General features: G+C 74.2%; 20 protein-coding genes. 11 read left to right on the plus strand and 9 right to left on the minus strand.

Features of this window, described 5'->3' with window-relative positions; translation table 11 throughout:
• The first annotated feature begins 41 nt into the window (after nt 1–41).
• Nucleotides 42–485 carry a VOC family protein gene (locus ACF1AL_RS04755; protein WP_391778951.1) on the plus strand — a complete coding sequence of 148 codons (444 nt, stop codon included), beginning with the start codon at nt 42–44 and terminating at the stop codon, nt 483–485.
• A 125-nt stretch (nt 486–610) separates the two neighbouring features.
• A complete protein-coding gene (locus tag ACF1AL_RS04760; RefSeq protein WP_386421126.1) occupies nt 611–1,351 on the plus strand; it encodes a maleylpyruvate isomerase family mycothiol-dependent enzyme in 741 nt (246 codons plus the stop codon).
• Nucleotides 1,352–1,361: 10 nt separating this feature from the next.
• On the opposite strand, the gene ACF1AL_RS04765 is transcribed toward ACF1AL_RS04760, so the two are convergent.
• A complete protein-coding gene (locus tag ACF1AL_RS04765) occupies nt 1,362–1,757 on the minus strand; it encodes a MarR family transcriptional regulator (protein ID WP_366840411.1) in 396 nt (131 codons plus the stop codon).
• 87 nt (nt 1,758–1,844) lie between these two features.
• On the opposite strand from ACF1AL_RS04765, the gene ACF1AL_RS04770 reads away from it, so the two are divergent.
• Complete coding sequence (locus tag ACF1AL_RS04770; protein ID WP_391778952.1) at nt 1,845–3,335, plus strand: MFS transporter; 1,491 nt, start codon at nt 1,845–1,847, stop codon at nt 3,333–3,335.
• Nucleotides 3,336–3,432: 97 nt separating this feature from the next.
• Nucleotides 3,433–3,717, plus strand: coding sequence for a DUF6332 family protein (locus ACF1AL_RS04775; protein WP_391778953.1), 285 nt, complete (start codon nt 3,433–3,435; stop codon nt 3,715–3,717).
• Here ACF1AL_RS04775 and ACF1AL_RS04780 read toward each other — a convergent pair.
• Nucleotides 3,678–4,343, minus strand: coding sequence for a response regulator transcription factor (locus ACF1AL_RS04780; RefSeq protein ID WP_366840414.1), 666 nt, complete (start codon nt 4,341–4,343; stop codon nt 3,678–3,680). The genes ACF1AL_RS04775 and ACF1AL_RS04780 overlap by 40 nt on opposite strands.
• Nucleotides 4,340–5,563 carry a sensor histidine kinase gene (locus tag ACF1AL_RS04785; protein ID WP_366840415.1) on the minus strand — a complete coding sequence of 408 codons (1,224 nt, stop codon included), beginning with the start codon at nt 5,561–5,563 and terminating at the stop codon, nt 4,340–4,342. The genes ACF1AL_RS04780 and ACF1AL_RS04785 overlap by 4 nt, the downstream gene beginning before the upstream one ends.
• Before the next feature lie 157 nt (nt 5,564–5,720).
• On the opposite strand from ACF1AL_RS04785, the gene ACF1AL_RS04790 reads away from it, so the two are divergent.
• Nucleotides 5,721–6,179, plus strand: coding sequence for an SRPBCC family protein (locus tag ACF1AL_RS04790; RefSeq protein WP_391778954.1), 459 nt, complete (start codon nt 5,721–5,723; stop codon nt 6,177–6,179).
• Nucleotides 6,179–6,508: a TfoX/Sxy family protein gene (locus tag ACF1AL_RS04795; RefSeq protein WP_391659154.1), complete on the plus strand. Its 330-nt coding sequence runs from the start codon at nt 6,179–6,181 to the stop codon at nt 6,506–6,508. Before ACF1AL_RS04790 ends, ACF1AL_RS04795 begins: the two co-directional genes overlap by 1 nt.
• Before the next feature lie 99 nt (nt 6,509–6,607).
• On the opposite strand, the gene ACF1AL_RS04800 is transcribed toward ACF1AL_RS04795, so the two are convergent.
• Entirely contained in the window at nt 6,608–6,955 is a 348-nt protein-coding gene (locus tag ACF1AL_RS04800; RefSeq protein WP_366840418.1) for a DUF1330 domain-containing protein, read from the minus strand.
• 87 nt (nt 6,956–7,042) lie between these two features.
• The gene (locus ACF1AL_RS04805; protein WP_391778955.1) at nt 7,043–7,741 is read right to left on the minus strand and encodes a TetR/AcrR family transcriptional regulator; all 699 of its coding nucleotides are present in this window, start codon (nt 7,739–7,741) and stop codon (nt 7,043–7,045) included.
• Between the two features lie 144 nt (nt 7,742–7,885).
• On the opposite strand from ACF1AL_RS04805, the gene ACF1AL_RS04810 reads away from it, so the two are divergent.
• Nucleotides 7,886–8,335 carry a nitroreductase family deazaflavin-dependent oxidoreductase gene (locus tag ACF1AL_RS04810; protein ID WP_366840420.1) on the plus strand — a complete coding sequence of 150 codons (450 nt, stop codon included), beginning with the start codon at nt 7,886–7,888 and terminating at the stop codon, nt 8,333–8,335.
• Nucleotides 8,336–8,360: 25 nt separating this feature from the next.
• On the opposite strand, the gene ACF1AL_RS04815 is transcribed toward ACF1AL_RS04810, so the two are convergent.
• A complete protein-coding gene (locus ACF1AL_RS04815) occupies nt 8,361–9,659 on the minus strand; it encodes a geranylgeranyl reductase family protein (RefSeq protein WP_391778956.1) in 1,299 nt (432 codons plus the stop codon).
• A 135-nt stretch (nt 9,660–9,794) separates the two neighbouring features.
• On the opposite strand from ACF1AL_RS04815, the gene ACF1AL_RS04820 reads away from it, so the two are divergent.
• Nucleotides 9,795–11,150, plus strand: a complete 1,356-nt coding sequence (locus ACF1AL_RS04820) for a dipeptidase (protein ID WP_391778957.1) — start codon at nt 9,795–9,797, stop codon at nt 11,148–11,150.
• Between the two features lie 222 nt (nt 11,151–11,372).
• Nucleotides 11,373–12,077, plus strand: coding sequence for an MBL fold metallo-hydrolase (locus tag ACF1AL_RS04825; protein ID WP_391778958.1), 705 nt, complete (start codon nt 11,373–11,375; stop codon nt 12,075–12,077).
• A gap of 1 nt (nt 12,078) precedes the next feature.
• On the opposite strand, the gene ACF1AL_RS04830 is transcribed toward ACF1AL_RS04825, so the two are convergent.
• Complete coding sequence (locus ACF1AL_RS04830) at nt 12,079–13,122, minus strand: NUDIX domain-containing protein (RefSeq protein WP_391778959.1); 1,044 nt, start codon at nt 13,120–13,122, stop codon at nt 12,079–12,081.
• A 149-nt stretch (nt 13,123–13,271) separates the two neighbouring features.
• Entirely contained in the window at nt 13,272–13,466 is a 195-nt protein-coding gene (locus ACF1AL_RS04835; RefSeq protein ID WP_366840425.1) for a hypothetical protein, read from the minus strand.
• A 145-nt stretch (nt 13,467–13,611) separates the two neighbouring features.
• Between ACF1AL_RS04835 and ACF1AL_RS04840 the strand changes: the two genes are divergently transcribed.
• Both ACF1AL_RS04840 and ACF1AL_RS04845 read left to right on the plus strand, forming a co-directional pair.
• Nucleotides 13,612–14,274 carry a hypothetical protein gene (locus ACF1AL_RS04840; RefSeq protein WP_391778960.1) on the plus strand — a complete coding sequence of 221 codons (663 nt, stop codon included), beginning with the start codon at nt 13,612–13,614 and terminating at the stop codon, nt 14,272–14,274.
• A 171-nt stretch (nt 14,275–14,445) separates the two neighbouring features.
• Entirely contained in the window at nt 14,446–16,437 is a 1,992-nt protein-coding gene (locus tag ACF1AL_RS04845) for an NPCBM/NEW2 domain-containing protein (protein WP_391778961.1), read from the plus strand.
• Between the two features lie 126 nt (nt 16,438–16,563).
• On the opposite strand, the gene ACF1AL_RS04850 is transcribed toward ACF1AL_RS04845, so the two are convergent.
• Complete coding sequence (locus tag ACF1AL_RS04850; protein WP_391778962.1) at nt 16,564–17,517, minus strand: ROK family protein; 954 nt, start codon at nt 17,515–17,517, stop codon at nt 16,564–16,566.
• Nucleotides 17,518–17,698: the final 181 nt, after the last annotated feature.

The following is a 17,698-nucleotide window of genomic DNA, read 5'->3' on the forward strand; positions in this document are numbered from 1 at the left end:
GCGGTGTCACCACCCGATCAGGACGGAAGGGAACCACCGCCATGAGCACCGACCCGCAGACCACGACCGCCCCGGCCGGCGCGCCGCGCCCGCCCGCGCCGCAGGTCTGGCCGACGCTGCGCGCCCGGGACGCCCGCGCCCTCATCCGCTTCCTGGTGGACGCCTTCGGCTTCGAGGAGACCGCCGTGTACACCGACGGCGACCTGGTCCGGCACGCGGAGCTGGCCTGGCCGGAGGGCGGCGGCGTGATGCTGGGCTCGCTGCGCCCCGACGCCAAACAGGACGCGTGGCGTTTCGAGCCGGGCGGTTTCGGCGCGTACGTCGTCACGGCCGACCCGGACGCCGTGTACGCGCGGGCCAAGGCGGCCGGCGCCGAGATCACCTCGGAGCTGCACGTCACGGACTACGGCTCCCGCGACTTCGCCGCCCGCGACCCGGAGGGCAACCTGTGGAGCTTCGGCACGTATCCGGGCGAGCCGCACTGAACCGCGCGCGGGACACGGCCATGGGTGGCCGCGCACCCCGGCTCCCCCGCCGACCGGGCCGCTCCGGTTGTCCGAGGACCGGGCGGCCCCTCCTCCCTGGGCGTTCCGTCCGGCACACTCCTGCCATGGAAACAGCCGAGTTCGTGGACATCCTGCGCCGGGAGGGCGCCCTGCTGGCCGACGCCGCACAGACGGCGGGCACGGAGGCGAAGGTGCCGACCTGCCCGGACTGGCAGATACGGGACCTGCTGCGGCACACGGGGGCCGTGCACCGCTGGGCGGCGCGGTTCGTCGCCGAGGGCATCACCGGGCCGCGGCCCATCGACGACGAGCCGGAGCTGGACGGGGCGGAACTGCTGGGCTGGTACCGGGAGAGCCACCGGCGGCTGACCGACACGCTGGCCGGGGCCCCGGCCGACGCGCCGGCCTGGACGTTCCTGCCCGCGCCGGTCGCCTCCCCGCTGACCTTCTGGGCCCGGCGGCAGGCGCACGAGACGACGATCCACCGGTACGACGCCGAGAGCGCCCGCGGCGGCGCGCCCACGCCAATCGGCGCCGGCTTCGCGGTGGACGGCGTCGACGAGCTGCTGCGCGGGTTTCACGCCCGGGAGAAGAGCCGGGTGCGCACCGAGGAGCCGCGGGTGCTGCGGGTGCGGGCGACGGACGTGGACGACGCGGTGTGGACCGTACGGCTGTCGGCACGGCCGCCGGTCGCCGTACCGGGCGAGTCGGGGGCGGCGGACGCCGAACTGGCCGGTCCGGCCGAGCAGTTGTACCTCGGGCTGTGGAACCGGGTTCCGGTGCCGGCCGTGACGGGCGACGCCTCGCTGGCCGCCCTGTGGCGGGAGACCTCGGGGATCGTCTGACCGGCGGCGGTCAGCCGTCCGCGAGCATCCGTGTCAGCACCGCGCGCTGCACCGGCCGTACCTCGCCGTGCAGCGCGCGGCCCTTGTCGGTGAGGGCGACGCGCACGCCCCGCCGGTCCTCCGCGCACAGCGCGCGGTCCACCAGGCCGTCCTTCTCCAGCCGCGCGATCAGCCGGGACAGCGCGCTCTGGCTGAGGTGGACACGGTCGGCGATCTCCTGGACGCGGTAGGCGCAGGAGCCGTCCGCGGCCGCGCCCGCGGCGAGGACGTCGAGCACTTCGAAGTCGCTGGCGCACAGGCCGTGCGCGCCGAGCGCGCGGTCCAGTTCGCACTGGGTGCGCGCATGCAGCGCGAGGATGTCGCGCCACTGGTCCACGAGCGCCTGCTCGGCCTTCTTCCCCGCCATGACCGCACCGTAGCAGAGAACCGACTTTCATTGCATCAGAATTAAATGCGCTTGCATTGAATGCATGCGCATGGAAGAGTTCCGGCCATGACCTCTCCGCTCACTCCCTCCGCGTCCCCGTCCGCGGCGGTGCGCTGGACCCCCCGGCTGTGGGGCACCCTGCTGGTGCTCTGCGCCGCGATGTTCCTCGACGCGCTGGACGTGTCGATGGTCGGCGTGGCCCTGCCGTCCATCAGCGCCGACCTGCACCTGTCCACCTCGACCCTGCAGTGGGTCGTCAGCGGCTACATCCTCGGCTACGGCGGTCTGCTCCTGCTCGGCGGACGCACCGCCGACCTGCTGGGCCGGCGCCAGGTGTTCCTGGTCGCGCTCGGCGTGTTCGCGCTCGCCTCGCTGCTGGGCGGCCTCGTCGACTCCGGTCCCCTGCTGATCGCCAGCCGCTTCGTCAAGGGCCTGAGCGCGGCCTTCACCGCACCGGCCGGCCTGTCGATCATCACCACGACGTTCCCCGAGGGCCCGCTGCGCAACCGCGCCCTGTCCATCTACACCACCTGCGCCGCCACCGGCTTCTCCATGGGCCTGGTGCTGTCCGGGCTGCTGACCGAGGCCAGCTGGCGCCTCACCATGCTGCTGCCCGCGCCGATCGCCCTGATCGCCCTGGTCGCCGGCCTGAAGCTGCTGCCGCGCAGCGCCCGGGAGAAGGACCACGACGGCTACGACGTCCCCGGCGCCGTCCTCGGCACCGCCTCGATGCTGCTGCTGGTCTTCACCGTCGTCCAGGCACCCGAGGCCGGCTGGGCCTCCGCGCGCACCCTGCTGTCGTTCCTCGCCGTGGCCGTCCTGCTGACCGCGTTCGTGCTGGTCGAGCGGCGCTCGGCCGGACCGCTGGTGCGGCTCGGGGTGCTGCGCTCCGGCAACCAGGTGCGCGCCCAGCTCGGGGCGGTCGCGTTCTTCGGCTCCTACGTCGGCTTCCAGTTCCTGACCACGCTGTACATGCAGTCCCTGCTGGGCTGGTCCGCGCTGCACACCGCGCTGGCCTTCCTGCCCGCCGGCGCGCTGGTGGCGGTGTCCTCCACCAAGGTGGGCTCGATCGTCGACCGGTTCGGCACCCACCGGCTCATCCCGGCGGGCTTCGCGTTCATGGTGGCCGGCTACGCCCTGTTCCTGAACGTCGACCTGGACCCGGTCTACGCGGTGGCGGTCCTGCCGTCGATGCTGCTGATCGGCGCCGCGTGCGCGCTGGTCTTCCCCTCGCTCAACATCCAGGCCACCAACGGGGTCGAGGACCACGAGCAGGGCATGGTGTCGGGCCTGCTGAACACCTCGGTGCAGGTGGGCGGCGCCATCTTCCTCGCCGTGGTGACGGCCGTGGTCACCGCGAACGCCCCGGCGCACGCCACCCCGCAGGCGGTCCTGGACAGCTACCGTCCCGGCTTCCTGGTGGCCACGGGCATCGCCCTGGCCGGGCTCCTGATCAGCCTGACCGGACTGCGCGCCCGCCGGCCGCGGCACTCGCTGGTGGTCGCCCGGTCCACGGTGCCGGAGGTGGAGACGGAACGCGTCCCCGTCCGCGACTAGACCTCCCCGGACGGCACAGCCGCCGGGAGAACGACCCCGCGGCCGGGTGTCCGGTGGGCTGCTTGCCCACCGGACACCCGGCTGTTTCACTCACCGCATGGAGTACTACGGGGGACGGCGCACCAAGGCCGAGCAGGACGCGGCCACGGTGGAGATCGGGTACGCGCTGTGCAGCGCGGCGTTCGCGGCGGCCGTCGTGTTCGGCGCGATAGCCGGTCCGGCGCTGCTGTTCGACCTGCGACGGACGGCCGAACTGCTGCTGGTCAAGGGCGGGGAGGTCGTCGCGCCGGTGCTGTTCCTCGCGCGCGTCGTCAGCGTGCTGGTGCACTTCCGGCAGGGGCCTCAGCCCAGCCAGCCCGGCCGCACCAGCCCCGACTCGTAGGCGAGGACGACGAGTTGCGCCCGATCGCGGGCGCCGAGCTTGACCATGGTGCGGCTGACGTGGGTCTTCGCGGTGAGCGGGCTGACCACCAGCCGCCGGGCGATCTCCTCGTTGGACAGGCCGAGCCCGACCAGGGCGAGCACCTCGCGCTCCCGCTCGGTGAGCCGGGCCAGGGTCTCGGCGGCCGCGGGCTCCTTGGAACGGGCCGCGAACTCCGCGATCAGCCGGCGTGTCACCCCCGGCGAGAGCAGGGCGTCCCCGGCGACCACCGCGCGGACGGCGCGCAGCAGTTCCTCCGGCTCGGTGTCCTTGACCAGGAAGCCCGAGGCGCCCGCGCGCAGCGCCTCGAAGACGTACTCGTCGAGTTCGAAGGTGGTCAGCATGACCACCTTCACCTCCGCCAGCCGCTCGTCGCCGGTGATGCGGCGGGTGGCGGCGAGGCCGTCCAGCAGCGGCATGCGGATGTCCATCAGCACCACGTCCGGCCGCACCGCGCCGACCACGCGCAGCGCCTCCTCGCCGTCGGCCGCCTCGCCGGCCACCTCGATGTCGGGCTGGGCGTCGAGCAGCGCCCGGAACCCCGCGCGGACCAGCGACTGGTCGTCGGCGAGCGTTACGCGGATCACCGGTCCTCCTTGACCTTCAACGGCAGTTCGGCCAGCACCCGCCAGCCTCCGTCGGGGCGCGGACCCGCCTCGATCGTGCCACCCAGCGCGGCCGCCCGCTCCCGCATCCCGGCCAGCCCGTTGCCGCTGCCGCCCGCGTCCGCGCCGGAGGCCGGCCCGTCGTCGTCGATCCGCAGCCGCAGCGCCCGCCCGTCGTGGCCGAGCCGCACGCGCGCGTGCCGCGACTGCGAGTGCCGTACGACGTTGGTGAGTGCCTCCTGCACGATGCGGAACGCGGCGAGGTCGGTGCCCGGGGCGAGCGGCGGGGCCGTGCCGTCGACGTCGACGGTGAGGCCGGTGCGTGCGGCCTGCTCCACCAGTTCCGGCAGCCGGTCCAGGCCGGGCGCGGGGGCGCGGGGCGCGTCGCCGGGGGCGCGCAGGGTGTCGAGGACCTGGCGCACCTCGCCGAGCGCCTCCTTGCTCTGGGCCTTGATGGTGGTGAGGGCCTGCCGGGCCTGCTCGGGATCGGTGTCGAGCAGCGCGAGGCCGACGCCGGCCTGCACGTTGATGACGGAGATGCTGTGGGCGAGGACGTCGTGCAGTTCGCGGGCGATGCGCAGCCGCTCCTCGTCGGCGCGCCGCCGGGCGGCCCGCGCCCGTTCGGCGCGCTCCCTCGCCCACTGCTCGCGGCGGGCCCGGGCCAGTTCGGCGACGGCGGCGACCGCCACGACCCAGGCGGCGACGGCGAGTTCCTGCCCCCAGGGGGCGGCCGTGTCGCCGGACGGCGGCAGCCCCCGGTAGAGCCAGTGCGCGATCAGCACGTGCCCGGCCCACAGCAGGCCGACGGACGCCCAGGCGGCCCACCGGTGGCCGGACAGGATCGCGCTGAAGCAGGCCACGGCCACGGTGAGGAACACCGGACCGTAGGGGTAGCCGGCGCCCAGGTAGACCAGGGTGGCGGCGGCGGTGCCGAAGGCCACCGCCGCGGGATGGCGCTTGCGCCACAGCAGGAGCCCGCCCGCGACGACGAGCAGCACGCGCGCGAACGTGTCGAGCGGGACGCGGTCGCCGTGCTGCTGGTGGGCGGCGAAGTGCGAGCCGAGCAGCACGAAGGCGGTGACGAGCAGCGTGGAGGGCCAGGGCCAGTGGGCGCGGCGCTCCTCGTCGTCCCGGTCGCCCGCCCACGGCGGTCCCTGCCGCCACCACCGCGGCGGGCCGCCGCGCCCACGCTCTCGCTCCATGCCCGCCACGCTAGACGTCCCGCGCGCCGGGCGGCGTCAGCCGGGCGAGGTGATCACACGTACTCCCCGGGAAGTACGCCGACGGGCGGCGGACGGCACGCCGGGCGGCCATCCTGGAAACGGGGCGGGCGGCAGGGTGAGGCGAGGCGGTGCCGGGATGACGATCGACGTGACGGTGCGGCGCACGCTCCCGGTGCCGCCGGAGCGGGCGGCCGCGTACGCCATGGACTGGCGCAACGACAGCCGCTGGACGCAGGGGATCCGCCGCGCCGAGCTGACGCGGGCGGCCGCGACGGGCGGGTTCGGCCGGGGCGCCGAGGTGACCCGCACGGCGTACTTCCTCGGGCGGCGCATCGACTATGTGCTGCGCGTGGCCGGGTACGACCCACCGCGGCTGCTGGACATGGTCTCCGTGGCCGGGCCCATGCCGATGCACGTGACGTACACCTTTGCCCGCGATCCGGGTGGCACGCCGGCCTCGATCCGCGTGCGCGGCGGTCCGGGCGGACTGCTGCGCCTCGCCGGGCCCCTGCTGGCCCGGCAGGTCCGCGCCTTGCTCGCCAAGGACCTGCGCGACCTCGAACAGCGGCTGACGGAACGGGACGGAGGCGTGTGATGGCCTACGACGAGGGGCTGGCCGAGCGGGTGCGGGCGCTGCTGGGCGACGATCCGGACATCGCCGAGAAGCGCATGTTCGGCGGACTGGCCTTCCTGCTGCACGGCAACATGGCGGTCGGGGTGACCGGTGAGGACCTGATGGTGCGGGTCGGCCCGGACGCCACGGACGCCGCGCTGGCCCGTCCGGGGGCCCGCCTCTTCGACATGACGGGCCGGCCGATGCGCGGCTGGGTGGTGGTCGCCGGTCCCGCGGTGACCGAGGACGACACGCTCGCGGAGTGGGTGGCGCGGGGTCGTGCCTTCGCGGCGGGTCTGCCGGCGAAGTGACGGCCCCCACGCACCGGGCACCTGCCCTGATCGCCGCCGCCCGTCCGCGGCGGCGTGCCTTGACCGCGTCGCGCGCGGCGCCGGCTGCCCGGACCCGGCCTACCGCTCCGCCATCGCCTCCCGCATCGCGCGCCCCGTGGCCGTCGGGTCGTAGTCCTCAGGGAGGCCCGGGACGAGGATGATGTCGCCCTCGATGTGGCGGGAGCGCAGAGGGGCGATCTCCTGGTAGGCGGGCGAGTCCCACCAGGCACGGGCCTCGGCGAGGCCGGGGAACCCGATCATCACCACGTGCCCCGGCCAGCTGCCCTCCTTCACCTCGTGCTGCGCCATGTGGACGAGGAAACGCCCGCCGTACGGCGCGAAGGTGGCGCCGATGCGCTCGATGTACTCGGCGATCTCCGGGTGCGGAGCGGCCTCCTGCAGACGGGCGATCACATACGCGGGCATCTCGTCCTCCGCTTCCCTCGGGCTGCTGACTCCCCGATCGTCGCAGCGGGCCGCCCGGGGGTCGATGACCTCCGAGGTAAGGGACCGTCAGCCGCGGGGCAGTCCCACCCCCTCCGCGAGCCGGGCCACCGCGTGCCGGAAGAACTCCTCACGCTCCTCCACCACCCGGTTGAACTGCCCGAACAGCTCGAAGCTCACCAGGCCGAACAGCTGCGCCCAGGCCGCCACCAGCGCACTCACCGTCTCCGGCGGCAGCTCGGGGGCGAGGTCGGCGGCCATCCGCTCGGCCTCCGGGCGCAGCACCGGCGGCAGCTCGGGCGCGCTCAGCTCTCCGGCGCGGTGTGCGTCGCCGACGATCGCGAAGAAGAGCAGGCCCACCCGGGCGGCCGGCGGCACGGTCGTCTGCGGCGCGCTGTACCCGGGCACCGGCGAGCCGTAGATCAGGGCGTACTCGTGCGGGTGCGCCAGCGCCCACCGGCGCACGGCCTCGCAGACGGCGCTCCAGCGGCGGGCGGGCGGGGCGCCGGTGAGCGCCGCGTCCGCGGACTCGGCGGCCTCGCCGAGGGAGTCGTAGGCGTCGATGATGAGCGCGGTCAGCAGGTCGTCGCGGCTCGGGAAGTAGCGGTAGAGCGCGGAGGAGACCATGCCGAGGGCGCGGGCGACGGCCCGCAGCGAGAGCTTGGCGGCCCCATCGGCGGCGAGCTGTCTGCGCGCCTCGTCCTTGATGGCCGCGGTGATCTCGGTCCTGGCCCGGGCCCGGGCGCCACGGGTGATGTCGCTGCTCATGCCTGTCAGTGTGCCACGAGAAAGAGCAGTGCACACTTTTGTGAGCACTGCTCTTGCGTCGGCGACGCGAACGCGCCAGACTGATGTCGAGCGAGAGCAGTGCTCACACAGCGAGGGCACCGTTCACTTCACCTGGAGGCCGCCATGTCCGCACACGTCCGCAAGCCCGGTTGGTTCACCGTCCACGTCTTCAACCGTGCGGTGGCGTGGTTCACCCGCCGGGGCCTGAGCGTCTGGGGCTCCCGGGTGCTCGCCGTGCGCGGCCGCAAGAGCGGTCAGTGGCGCACCACCCCGGTGAACCTGCTCACGGTGGACGGCGCGCAGTACCTCGTCGCCCCGCGCGGTCACGTCCAGTGGACGCACAACATGCGCGCCGCCGGCGGCGGCGAGCTGCGGCTGGGCAAGCGGGTGGACGTGTTCACCGCGACCGAGGTGGCCGACGACGACAAGGCACCGATCCTGCGCGCCTACCTCAAGCGCTGGAAGGCCGAGGTCGGCGTTTTCTTCAACGGCGTGGGCCCCGACTCCACCGAGGACGAGCTGCGCAGGATCGCCCCCGACCACCCGGTCTTCCGCATCACCGTCACGAGCTGACGGGCCGGCCGGGCGGGCGCCGCTGTCAGGACGTGGTCTCGCCCCGCGCCTCGGCCCCGTCCCGCGCCGCGTCCCGCGCCTCGCCCCGTGCCTCGGCCGCGCCCCGCGCCTCGGCCTGGCGCCGGTCCAGCGCGGTCAGCGCACGGTGGGCGATCGGACGGGTGCGGACGATCTCGGCGAGCGTCGTCGCGCCGCGGGTGATGTCCGTGAACGCCCGCCACGCCGGGCGCAGACCGGTCAGGGCGGCGTGGAAGAGCCCGGGGCGCCGCTCGAAGGCGGACAGCAGCCGCTTGCCGACGGCCATCTCCACGCCCAGCCCGGCCTTGACCGCGAACGCGTAGTTCAGCGCCTGGCGCCGGGTGTCCACCGCGTCGTGCGCCTCGGCGATGCGCACCGCCCACTCCCCCGCGAGCCGGCCCGAGCGCAGCGCGAAGGAGATGCCCTCGCGGGTCCACGGCTCCAGCAGCCCGGCCGCGTCCCCGCACACCAGCACCCGCCCGCGCGAGAGCGGCGAGTCGTCGGCGCGGCAGCGCGTGAGGTGCCCGGAGGAGATGCGCGGCTCGAACCCGGCGAGGCCCAGCCGGCCGATGAACTCCTCCAGGTAGCGCTTGGTGGCGGCGCCCTCGCCGCGCGCCGAGATCACGCCGACGGTGAGCGTGTCGCCCTTGGGGAAGACCCAGCCGTAACTGCCGGGCAGCGGGCCCCAGTCGATGAGCACCCGGCCCTTCCAGTCCTCGGCGACGGTCTCGGGCACCGGGATCTCCGCCTCCAGGCCGAGGTCGACCTGGTCCGCCTTGACGCCCACGTGCGCCCCTATCCGGCTGGCGCTGCCGTCGGCGCCGACCACCGCGCGCGCCAGGATCGTCTCGCCGCCCTGCAGCACCACGGCCACCGTGCGCCGGTCGGGGACGGCCGCGCCGTGCTGCTCGACGCGCTGCACGGTGACGCCGGTGCGCAGCTCGGCGCCCGCCTTCTGGGCGTGCTCGACGAGCTGCTGGTCGAACTCGGGCCGGTTGATCAGCCCGAACAGCATCTGCCGGGAGCGCCTGGTGCGGGTGAAGCGGCCGTTCAGGGAGAAGGTGACGGCGTGCACGCGGTCCTTCAGCGGCAGTTCGAAGCCGGGCGGGAGCGCGTCACGGGAGGGACCGATGATGCCGCCGCCGCACGTCTTGTAGCGCGGCAACTCCGCCTTCTCCAGCAGCAGCACGCGCCGTCCCGCGACCGCTGCCGCGTACGCGGCGGAGGCGCCCGCGGGGCCCGCGCCCACCACGACGACGTCCCACACCTGCCGCACGTCGTCCGCCGAAGAGTTCTCGCTGCTCACGATGGTCTACCGCTCCCGATCACGCCGCTGTCGCTGCTGCCACCGGCATCCTACGGCGGAGATCGTCGCGGCCCGCTGTGGGAGGATCGGCAGCACTCACCCAAGGACAACGTCGCACCCACGAGGAGCGTGCCCATGTCGTCGCATCCGGTCGCCGAGACCGTCGCCGCACTGATGCCCCGGGCCCGGGCGGAACTCGCCGAGCTGGTGGCCTTCAAGTCGGTGGCGGACTTCGCGCAGTTCCCGAAGAGCGAGAGCGAGGGCGCCGCCCGCTGGGTCGCCGACGCGCTCACCGCCGAGGGCTTCACGGACGTGGCGCTGCTCGACACCCCGGACGGCACGCAGTCGGTGTACGGCCACCTGCGCGGCCCCGAGGGCGCCAGGACCGTGCTGCTGTACGCCCACTACGACGTGCAGCCCCCGCTCGACGAGGCCGGCTGGGTCACCCCGCCGTTCGAGCTGACCGAGCGCGACGGCCGCTGGTACGGCCGCGGCGCCGCCGACTGCAAGGGCGGCGTGATCATGCACCTGCTGGCGCTGCGGGCGCTGAAGGCCAACGGCGGCGTCCCGGTCAACGTCAAGATCATCGCCGAGGGTTCGGAGGAGCAGGGCACCGGCGGCCTGGAGCGCTACGCCGAGCAGCACCCGGAGCTGCTCGCCGCCGACGCGATCGTCATCGGCGACGCGGGCAACTTCCGCGTCGGGCTGCCGACCGTGACGACCACCCTGCGCGGCATGACCCTGGTCCGCGTCCAGGTGGACACCCTGGAGGGCAACCTGCACTCGGGCCAGTTCGGCGGCGCCGCGCCCGACGCGCTGGGCGCGCTGATCCGCGTCCTGGACTCGCTGCGCGCCGAGGACGGCTCGACCACGGTCGACGGGCTGACCGGCGACGCCTCCTGGGAGGGCCTGCAGTACGACGAGGAGCAGTTCCGCAAGGACGCCAAGGTGCTCGACGGCGTGGAACTGATCGGCTCCGGCACGGTCGCCGACCGCATCTGGGCCCGCCCGGCGGTCACCGTCCTCGGCATCGACTGCCCGCCGGTGGTGGGCGCCACGCCGTCCGTGCAGGCGAGCGCCCGCGCCCTGGTCTCGCTGCGGGTGCCGCCGGGCGTGGACGCGGCGGAGGCGACCAAGCTGCTGCAGGCGCACCTGGAGACGCGCACCCCGTGGGGCGCGCGGGTCGCTGTCGAGCAGATCGGGCAGGGCCAGGCCTTCCGCGCCGACGCCACGAGCCCCGCCTACCAGGCGATGGCCGACGCGATGGCGGTGGCCTACCCGGGCCAGGACATGCAGTACGCCGGGCAGGGCGGCTCCATCCCGCTGTGCAACACCCTCGCCGCGCTCTACCCGCAGGCGGAGATCCTGCTCATCGGGCTGAGCGAGCCGGAGGCGCAGATCCACGCCGTCAACGAGAGCGTCTCGCCCGAGGAGCTGGAGCGGCTGTCGGTCGCGGAGGCGCTGTTCCTGCTCAACTACGCCGCCGGCTGACCGGTTCTGCCCACAGCCGAGGGCCCCTCACCACGCGGTGAGGGGCCCCAGGGGGTGTCTCGTCGATCACGCCGGATCAGGGAGCGGCATCTGGTGCCGTGCATCGCAAGGCGGAGGAGGGAGTCGATGCGGAGCATCGGGGACCGACGACAACGCGGCGAGGTGCGGTGCCAGGCGCCGCGAGCCCGGCGTGATCGACGAGACACCCCCTAGGGTCGCGCCATGGACGTCATCGGGCTGCTGCCCCGTCTGCATCTGCTGCGCTTCGCCGTCGGCCAGGCCTACCTCTGGCGGGACGGTGAGGACGACCTGACGCTGATCGACGCGGGGCCGGTGGGCTCCGGCGGTGCGATCGCCGAGGGCATCGCCTCGCTCGGGCTCTCCGCCCACTCCGTACGGCGGATCGTGCTGACGCATTTCCACGAGGACCACGCGGGAGGCGCGGGCGAGTGGGAGGGCGTGCCGGTGCTGGTGCACCGGGCGGACGCGCCGTACGTGCGGCAGGAGCGGCCGGGGCCGCCGCCGGTGCTGGAGGACTGGGAGCGGCCGCTGCACGCCCGGGTCACACAGGGGTTGCCGCCGCTGAGCGCGGCCGCCGTGCCGGCGGCGGTCACCGAGGTCCGCGACGGCGCGGTGCTGCCCTTCGGCGGCGGCGCCCGCGTGGTGCACGTGCCCGGGCACACCGAGGGCAGCATCGCGCTGCATCTGCCCGGGCACGGCGTGCTGTTCACCGGCGACACGGTGGCCGCTTCGCCGGTGGACGGCGCGGTGATGCCGGGGGTGTTCCACCAGGACCGGCCGAGGGCGCTCGCCTCGCTGCGGCGGCTGGCGGAGCTGGAGACGGAGGTCGCCTGCTTCGGCCACGGCGACGCGGTGACGGCCGGGGCGGGCGCCGTGCTGAGGGCGGTCGCCGGGCGGGCCGGCTGACTCAGCCCACGGGCGTGCCGGCCTCCAGGTAGAGCGCGGCGCCGCGTTCGCGGGCGCGCAGGGCCCAGCGCAGCCGCTCGTAGCGCACCGGGGGCAGCAGCCCGGCCGCTTCCTCCTCGGTGACGAACCGCCACGCGCGCAACTCGGGCCCCGGCAGCAGCACCTGACGGGCGGTGGCCGCGTCCAGCCGGCCGCCGTCGAAGAGCAGGCGCAGCCCGCCGTATCCGGGGGGTACCGGCCGCTCCCAGTCGACGACGAGGAGCCGGGGGACCTCGTCGAGCCGGATGCCGGTCTCCTCCGCGACCTCGCGCATGCCCGCGCGGGCCGGCGCCTCGCCGGGCTCGACGACGCCGCCGGGGAACTCCCAGCCGGCCTTGTAGGTGGGGTCGACGAGCAGCACCCGGTCCTGGTCGTCGAAGAGGAGCACGCCGGCGGCCAGGGTCTCCGCGGTGGGCTCGGGCGTCTGCACGATGTCGCAGACGGGCGCGGTGCCGCTGCCGACCGCCTCGGCGACCCGCGCGGCGGCCTCCTGCGGCGTGAGGGCGCCGGTGTCGATCGGGTGGGCGTCGGCGGTCAGCCAGCCGGCGAGGGCCGCGCGGTAGGGCTCGATGTGGTCGTAGGACCACTGCCGGACGCGCAGCTCGCCGTCCGGGAGGTCCGGTGGTACCGGACGGTGGGCTATGCGCTCGCGCAGGATCGTTTCAGCCGGGGCCAGGAGGATGTGCCGGACCGGGATGCGGCGGGCGGCGAGGCCGCCGAAGATCTCGTCCCGGTACTCCTGGCGCAGCAGGGTCATGGGGACCACCAGGATGCCGCCCAGCTCCGCGAGCAGCGCGGCGGCGGTGTCGATCACGAGGCGGCGCCAGATCGGCAGGTCCTGGTAGTCGTCCACCTCGGCGAGGCGTTTGGGTGGCAGCAGGTGCCGCAGCCCGGCGCCCACGAGTTCGGGGTCGAAGAGCGTGCTGTTCGGGATCAGGTCGATCAGTTCGCGCGCGGTGGTGGACTTCCCCGCTCCGAACGCACCGTTGATCCAGACGACGGTCACGGTTCCCCCTCTTCTGTTGGCCCCCTGTGGCTTGCCCGCTCCACCCTGCCACGGAAACCCGTCCCCGTTGAGGGCGCACAAGACGGCGGTGCCGCCCTCCCGCGCCCTCACGCGCGGCAGGGCGGCACCGCCGCCGGCCGTCCCCCGAGTCAGTTGAGTCCGCCGAGCGCGCCCTCGTCGACGTCGAAGCTGTCCTGGGCGACGGTGTGGTCCAGGGTGCTGAGGGTGTCGTCCACGTTGAGCTTCGTCAGGTCGTCGGCGTCCAGGCCGTGCGACGGGGTGATCGCGGCGACGACGAACCCGGTGGCGAGGGAGGCGATGGCGAGCATGCTGCGCTTCTTCATGCCCGGATCAACTCCGCCAACGCCCCGAGGTCACGCATCTCCTGATTTCACCTCACCTTCACGAGTGGCTTACCGTGTTCCGGTTCCACGCTTACCGTCTTCTCACGGTGTCTCACCGGCACCTCGCGCTTCCTTGGGGGGAATCGTGCGTACCCGCATCCTCAGTGCCGTCCTGCTGTGTTGCGCCACCGGCGCGCTGCTCGGCTGCCAGCCGAACGACACGGCGAAACCGGCGGCGCCGAGCGTCACCCTCCCCTCCTTCTCCACCGCCCCCGCGGCGACGCCCACGGCGACGCACACGCCGGACGACAAGCCCTCGGCCGCCGAGCGCGAGAAGGTGCCGTCGTTCGTCGGCATGGGGCTGCAGTCCGCCCAGGACACCGCCCAGGCGCACGGCTTCTACGCGCTGTCCTCGCACGACGCGCTGGGCCGCGACCGGATGCAGGTGCTCGACCGCAACTGGAAGGTGTGCAGCCAGAACGTCGCCGCCGGTACCACGGTGGCCACGAACACCACCCTGGACTTCGGCGCGGTGAAGCTGGAGGAGACCTGCCCGGCCAAGGAGCAGGCGGCCCCCTCGGCGGCGGCCGGCAGGATGCCGGACTTCCGGGGCAAGTCGGTGAAGGCGGCGCGGGCCGCCCTGGACTCCGGCACCTCGATCACCGTCAAGGACGCCTCCGCCGAGGATCGCTGGGTGCTCGTGGAGAGCAACTGGCAGGTGTGCACCCAGTCGCCCGCCGCCGGGAGCACTCTCAGCGGCCGGCCGGTCGCCTTCACCGCGGTCAAGTTCGGGGAGAACTGCCCCTGACACCCGGGGTCGGCGCGGGACAGGGGGAAGCAATCACGACCGGCCATCTTCCAACACACTCCGACACGTTCTAACGTGAACGCGCACCGATGACGAGTACATGACCTCGTCTCCCCTCTCGCTGGTCGGAGGCACGTCACCATGCGTCACACCCGCACACCACGTCACAGAATGGTCGGAGCGCTCGCCGCAGGGCTGCTGTGTACGGCCGGGCTCACCGCCCCGGCCGTCGCCGCGTCCGGCGCCCCCGCCGCGCCGGACGCCCCCGCCCTGGCCGACGGGCTCGCCCTCACCCCGCCGATGGGCTTCAACAACTGGAACTCCACCCACTGCCGGGCCGAGTTCGACGAGGCGATGGTCAAGGGCATCGCCGACCTCTTCGTCGCCAAGGGCCTCAAGGCCGCCGGCTACCAGTACGTCAACCTCGACGACTGCTGGGCGCTCCCGCAGCGCGACGCCGACGGCAAGCTCGTACCCGACCCGGCCCGTTTCCCCGGCGGCATCAAGGCGGTCGCCGACTACGTCCACGCCAAGGGCCTCAAGCTCGGCATCTACACCAGCGCCGGCACCAAGACGTGCAGCAACATCGGCTTCCCCGGCGCGCTCGGCCACGAGTACAGCGACGCCCGGCAGTTCGCCGACTGGGGCGTGGACTACCTCAAGTACGACAACTGCAACAACCAGGGCGTCGACGCCAAGAAGCGCTACACCACCATGCGCGACGCGCTGAAGGCCACCGGGCGGCCCATCGTCTTCAGCATCTGCGAATGGGGCGAGAACAAACCCTGGGAGTGGGCCGCCGACGTGGGCCACCTGTGGCGCACCACCGGCGACATCTCCGACAGCTGGGGCTCGATGCTGGCGATCGCCAAGAAGAACCTGCCGCTCGCCCCGTACGCCGGTCCCGGCCACTGGAACGACCCCGACATGCTGGAGGTCGGCAACGGCGGCATGACGGACACCGAGTACCGCTCGCACTTCTCGCTGTGGTCGGTGATGGCCGCGCCGCTGCTCATCGGCACCGACCTGCGCAAGGCCACCGACACGACGTACGAGATCCTCGGCAACAAGGAGGTCATCGCCGTCGACCAGGACCCGCTCGGCAAGCAGGGCACCGTTGTCTCCTCGGCCGGCGGGCGCTGGGTGATCGCCAAGGAGATGAAGGACGGCAGCCGCGCGGTCGCCCTGTTCAACGAGTCGGCCACGGCCCAGCGCATCGCCACCACCGCGCGCGCCGTCGGACTGCCCGACGCGGACGGCTACACCCTGCGCGACCTGTGGCGGCACACGACGTACAACACGGCCGGCACGATCGCGGCCACCGTCCCGGCACACGGCACGGTCCTGGTGCGCGTCGCCGCCGGTGACGGCTGGGCCGCCCAGCCGCCGGCCGTGGAGAACGGCCTGGACGGCGGCGCCTACGTCGAGGCGGGCAAGCCCGTCACGGTGACCTCCACCGTCACCGACCTCGGCCGCACCCCGGCCCGCGACGTCTCCGTCACCCTGACCGGCCCGGCGGGCTGGACCGTGCGCCCCGCCTCGCCCACCACGACGGCGTCGCTGCCGACCGGCCGCTCCCTGCGCACCGACTGGACGCTCACCGCTCCGGCGGGCACCCCCACCGGGTCCTACGGCCTGACGCTGACCACGAGCTACCGCTCGCCGACCGGCGTGCGGGCCGCGAACTCCCTGACCGTGACGGCCTCCGTGGTGGTGCCGCCGCCCACTGGCGTCTCCTTCCTCGGCGACCTGCCGTGGCTGTCCGCCGACAGCGGCTGGGGACCGGTGGAGCGCAACACCAGCAACGGGGAGAGCGCGGCCGGCGACGGCCGGCCGATCACCCTCGGCGGCGTGGTCTACGGCAAGGGGCTCGGCGTGCACGCGCCCAGCACCGTCGCCTACTACACGGGCCGCTCCTGCGAGACCGTCAGCGCGGACGTCGGCGTCGACGACGAGAAGGGCGCCAACGGAACCGTCGCCTTCGAGGTGCGCGCCGACGGCCGGACGGTCGCCTCGACCGGGGTGCTGACCAACGCGATGCCCGCGCAGCACCTCACCGCGGACGTCTCCGGCGCCCAGGTGGTGGAACTGGTGGTCACCGACGGCGGCGACGGCGTCGACTCCGACCACGCGGACTGGGCGGACGCCCGGCTGACCTGCTGAACCCGGCGCCCCGGCCGGGCGGCCCCGTCTGCCCGGCCGGGCGCCACACGCCCGGGCCTCGCACCGACCCGCCGACCCGGTGTCGCCCCGGCCCGGCCGGACTCACCGTCGGCCGGGCCGGGCGGCTCACACCCCGGCCGCGGCCGTCCCCGTCACCCCGGTGAGCGCCGCGGCGGCCGCGCCGACCAGGCCCGCGTCGGTGCCCATCTGGGCGGGGGCCACCGTCAGGCGGCGCACGAAGGACAGGGTCGCGTAGTCGGCCAGCGCCTTGCGGAGCGGGGCGAACAGGACCTCGCCGGCCTTGCCGACGCCCCCGCCGATCACCGCGATGTCGATCTCGACCAGGGTGGCGGTGGCCGCGATGCCCGCCGCGAGCGCCTGCGCGGCCCGTTCGAAGGAGGCGACGGCGACCGGGTCGCCGATGCGGGCGGCGGCGGCCACCGCGGCGGCGGAGGCGTCGCCGTCCGGGCCCGGCCGCCAGCCCTGCTCCAAGGCGCGCCGGGCGATGTTCGGGCCGCTCGCGATCCGCTCCGCGCAGCCGCGCGAGCCGCACGGACAGGGGTCGCCGTCCAGGTCGACGCTGATGTGCCCGATGTGGCCGGCGTTGCCCGTCGGCCCCGGGTGCAGCCGGCCGCCCAGGACCAGGCCGCCGCCGACGCCGGTGGACACCACCATGCACAGGGCGTTGTCGTGTCCGCGCGCCGCGCCCTGCCAGTGCTCGGCGGCGGTGATGGCCACGCCGTCCCCGATCAGCTCCACCGGGAGGCCGCCGGCCACCTTCCGGACCCGCCCCACCAGCGGGAAATCACGCCAGCCGGGGATGTTCACCGGGCTCACCGTGCCCGTGGAGGCGTCCACCGGGCCCGCGCTGCCGATGCCGAGCGCCCGCGCGCGCCCCCACAGCGGCGACGCCGTCAGCTCGCCGAGCACCTCCTCGACGGCCCCCATCACGGTGTCGCCGTCCTCCCGCGCGGGGGTCGGGCGCTGGGCCCGCACCAGGATCGTGCCGCGGTCGTCGACGAGCGCGCCGGCGATCTTGGTGCCGCCGATGTCGAGCGCGGCCACGAGGTCGGTGGTCATGGGTGTCGGATCTCCCCGTTCGTGAATCAGGCGAAAGCCGGCCAAGGCGCCGGCCGGCCGGCGGTGGGGCGCGGACCGGAGTGTGCGGTGGACAGTCTCCCCCGCCCGTGACAACGTTGTCCAGGCTCTATGCTCGACGCCACATCCTCATACAAGCCCATGGACCACCGCATCCCCGGCA

This window comes from Streptomyces sp. NPDC014801, assembly GCF_043082085.1.
GTDB lineage: Bacteria > Actinomycetota > Actinomycetes > Streptomycetales > Streptomycetaceae > Streptomyces.